The sequence below is a fragment of the Microbacterium sp. genome (assembly GCF_049661145.1).
Taxonomy (GTDB): Bacteria; Actinomycetota; Actinomycetes; order Actinomycetales; family Microbacteriaceae; genus Microbacterium.
On sequence record NZ_JBASZT010000417.1, the window covers coordinates 1 to 3,958 of the forward strand.

Genomic DNA, 3,958 nt, shown 5'->3' on the forward strand with positions numbered 1-3,958 from the left:
CCGCGAGTCCCAGCAGGCCCCGCCGGCTGAGGCCGATCGGGGGTGACGGCGTTTCGTCTCGCGGCTGCGCCGCTTGCGGGGCGACCGGGAAAGGGTCCCCGGACGTCCCGCGAACGGAACGAGACGAAACGCCGTCTTCAGGCATGGCTCGGGGTCACTCCAGGATGGTCGAGGTCAGCTTCGACAGCGGCTCGGCCAGTGCATTGATGAGGTCGGTTAGCTGGCGCTTGTCGTCGTCGGTCAGCTCACGGTAGTTCACGAAACCGTCCGCGAGCGAACCGTGGGCGGCCAGCGCCTCGTCGAGCTCCGCGTAGCCGGCGTCGATCTCGTCGGCGAGGGCCTTGCCCTCATCGCCCTGCGCGACGGCGAAGTCCTCGACGAGCGAGAACGCCATCTTCGAACCCTCGACGTTGGCCGCGAAGTCCCACAGGTCGGTGCCGCTCCACCAGTCCTCTTCGCCGGTGATCTTGCCGGTGGCGACCTCGTCGAGCAGTCCGATCGCGCCGTTGGAGATGCCGGCGATGCCCTGATCGGTCAGTGCCGTGGTGAACTCGTCGGAGTGCACGTACTCGTTGAGGGTGGCGACGTCGGCGACGAGCTGGTCGCCGAAGGCGGCGCGCTCCTCGGGCGTCGAGGGCTGCCAGTCCTGCCACGCCGGGGTCTCGCCGTCGGCGTTCAGGGCGTCCTGCGCGGGGACCCACAGGTCCTTCTCGATGCGGTGGAAGCCGGTCCAGTCGAGGCCTTCCGCCACGGCATCCACTTCGCGGTAGTCGATGCGCGGGTCGAGATCGCCGAGCGACTCTGCGACCGGCTCGATGCGCTCGTAGAACGCGCGCGTGGTCGGGAACAGCGTCCGCGCCGTCTCGTCGTCGCCGGTCTCGTACGCCGCGACGAACTCATCGACGGCCGGAACCAGCTGCTCGACCTGGTCCTTGACGAACGCCGCATACAGGTCGACGGCCTGCTGCTTCTGCTCGGAGTCGTCACCGGTGGCGGCCACGGCATCCCCGGTCACCGAGAACCCGGCGCGACCGACGCCCTCGCCGACCATACCCGGCTTGCACAGCGTGAAGTAGTCGCCCGGCTGGGCGACGACGGTGAGCGTGCGGGAGGCGCCCGGCGCGATGTTCTCGACCTCGCCCACGATGCGCAGCCCGTCTTCGGCGAGCAGATAGAACTCGCTGATCTGCGAACTCGAGTTGGTGACGTCGAAGGCGAGGGTGCCGCTGGTGGCCGCGCTCGCCGAGACGTCGCAGGACGTGTCGGTCGAGCTGACTTCGAGGGCGTCGCCCGAGGCGACGTCGGTCCTGGCGACGCAGCCGGCGAGGGCGAGCGCGGTCACGCCGAGCGCCGTCACGGCGGCGAGGCTGCGGGAACGGATCATGGTGCTCCTTGGATTTCGGTGGTGTGTGCTGTGGGAACGGAAGCCGGGGGAACGGAAGCCGGGGGAACGGATGCCGGGGTCTGCGGTGTCGGTGCCGCGGACGGCGCGGTCGGTGCCGTCGGTGCCGCGGTCGGCGCGGCGGCACTCGCGCGGGCGAAGAAGGCGCGGCGCACGAACAGGGTGCCGACGATGGCGACGTAGAGGATCCAGGCGATGACCTGCAGCCACGACATCTGCGGCATGAAGCCGACCGTCGCCTGCAGGATCGCGGCGAGCGGACTGGTCGCCGGAATCGCGGCCGTGACGTCGAACGCCCAGCCGAACGGGAAGCCGCTCCACCCCGCCGCGACCGCGCCGGTGACGGGATCCAGGGGCGCCGCGGCGGTGAACGGGCCGGGCAGTGCGCCCGCCTCTTGCAGGTCGTGGATCGCGTAGGCGAGGACGCCCGCCGCGACGACGACGAGGAAGGCGCCCGTCCAGGTGAAGAAGCGGCGCAGATCGAGGCGCACCATTCCGCGCGCGAGCAGCCAGCCGAGTACGACGGCGGCGACGAGGCCGAAGACCGCGCCCAGCAGGGCGGCGGGCGTATCGCCGAACGACTGCACCATCGACCACAGCAGCAGGGTCGTCTCGACGCCCTCCCGGGCGACCGAGACGAAACCGATCACGACGATCCCCCACAACCCTCCCTGCGCGAGGGCTCGCTCCAGCTCGCCCTCGAGCGACTTCTTCATCGTGCGGGAGGTCCGCTGCATCCAGAAGATCATCCACGTGACCATGCCCACGGCCAGGAGCGACAGCAGGCCGCCGATCAGTTCCTGCGCCTCGAACGTCAGGGCGTAGGCGCCGAACGTGAACACGGCGCCGATCCCGAGTGCGAGGGCGATCGCGAGCCCGACGCCGATCCACAGCCGCGGCAGCACGTCCCGACGCCCGACCCGCTTCAGGTATGCCACGAGGATGCCGACGACGAGAGCGGCCTCGAGGCCTTCGCGTAGGCCGATGAGGAACGTGGCGAGGAAGGTTGCGGACACGGCGTCGTTTCGAAAGAGAGGGGTGGCGAGGCCGGTGCCCGCTGCGCCAGCGCAGATCCATCGGCGCGCGATTGCCTCGCATCGATGAGGTTAGGCGAACCTCACTAACCGCGAGTGTACACGGCGGCGCGAGATGCGATCAACCGCGCCCCGCCCCGGCCGCGCCGCCACGGCGCGGGTGGTGACGTCGGCATCGGTTGGACTCGCGCTTCTGCGGAGAGCCTCGCTTCAGAGGACGGGATTCTCCGGTGCCGTCCTCAAGAACTGCAGAACTCCGCAGAACTGCGCGTGGTCAGCGCCCGCCGCGGCGCACCCCACCGTCGCGCACAGCCGCCGAGTGCTCGAAAAGCAGGCTGAACCGGCACAGACGGCAGGTTTCACCCCGACCTGGTGCACTTCAGCCTGCTCTTGCGACGCGGACCCGGCCCGACGCAGCCGCACTCAACCCAGGTGGGGTGTCGACAGGCAACCGCACCCGGTCACCGCGGTGCACGGCGGGCGCTGGCGGGTGAGGAACGGGACGGGTCGACACGAAGTGAAGGCAGCCACCTGGGGCGTCGGCGTCGCCGGAGTCATTGCGCTGGCCGCGGTCATCCTTCCCCTTGCCGGTGAGGCCGCATCGTCGCCTCTCCTCTTCGCGCTCGCTGCCTTTCGCGCGTTGACTCTCCTCGCATCGATGATCGTCGTCGCGGCCATCGCGGTTCTGCTGTTCCTCGTCAGGAGACGGAAAGCGGCCGCGATCGTCGCCATGATGGTGGTGCTGCTCGCCGTGCCGTTCTTCCTCGGGCTGGGTGGCGGAACGGCACCCGACGTACCGGCCGCCGGCTCACCCGGTGAGCTGCGGATTCTGTCGTGGAACACGGATCAGCGCGAAGTCGACGACGACCTGATGGTCCTTGTGGAGCAGACGCAACCCGACATCATCGCGCTGCCGGAGTATTTCACGACCACCGCGCAAGGACGACTCGAGGCCTTCGCAGAGAAGAACGACCTCAGCATCTACGGGTGGGAGAGCTCCTCGGCCACTGTCCTGGTGGCCGATCGCCTCGGCACCTACCGTCCGCGCAACGACGACACGCCGCTGTGGGCAGGCATCTCGCTTGTTCCCGACGACCCCGACTCTCCGCCCTTGGTCGTCGCGCACCTCCAGGGGCCGATGCTCCTCGGGGGAAACGACCTCTGGCGAGAGCACATCGAGTGGGTGCGGAGCCGTTGCGATGCGCCGAACGTCATCGCCGTCGGCGACTTCAACGCGACCGTCGCGAACCTCGGCGCGGATCGACTCGGTTCGTGCATCGACGTGGGCTCCACGCTCGACCAGCGGGCATCGGGAACGTGGCCGGCCTCTCTCCCCGCTGCGCTCGGCGCGCAGATAGACCACGTCTTTGCCGGCAGCGAATGGCGCGCGTCGTGGTTCGGCGTGCTCGAGGCGCCCCGAACAGAGTGGGCCGAGGCGGTCGACCACCGACCCATCTTCGCCGTCCTGACCCGTGGCTGACGACCGCCCGCGCCGCGCGCGGCTGCCGACACCGGCCACCGC

The 3,958-nt window shown here is 69.7% G+C and carries 3 protein-coding genes; 1 reads left to right on the plus strand and 2 read right to left on the minus strand.

Annotation, left to right across the window (positions count from 1 at the left end):
* Positions 1–154 precede the first annotated feature (154 nt).
* Complete coding sequence (gene efeO / locus WBP48_RS17310) at positions 155–1,384, minus strand: iron uptake system protein EfeO (protein ID WP_424441982.1); 1,230 nt, start codon at positions 1,382–1,384, stop codon at positions 155–157.
* Complete coding sequence (gene efeU, locus WBP48_RS17315; RefSeq protein ID WP_424441983.1) at positions 1,381–2,418, minus strand: iron uptake transporter permease EfeU; 1,038 nt, start codon at positions 2,416–2,418, stop codon at positions 1,381–1,383. Before efeU ends, efeO begins: the two co-directional genes overlap by 4 nt.
* A gap of 535 nt (positions 2,419–2,953) precedes the next feature.
* Between efeU and WBP48_RS17320 the strand changes: the two genes are divergently transcribed.
* Positions 2,954–3,916 (plus strand): endonuclease/exonuclease/phosphatase family protein, encoded by a 963-nt coding sequence (locus tag WBP48_RS17320; RefSeq protein WP_424441984.1) that lies wholly within the window; start codon positions 2,954–2,956, stop codon positions 3,914–3,916.
* The last annotated feature ends 42 nt before the right edge of the window (positions 3,917–3,958 follow it).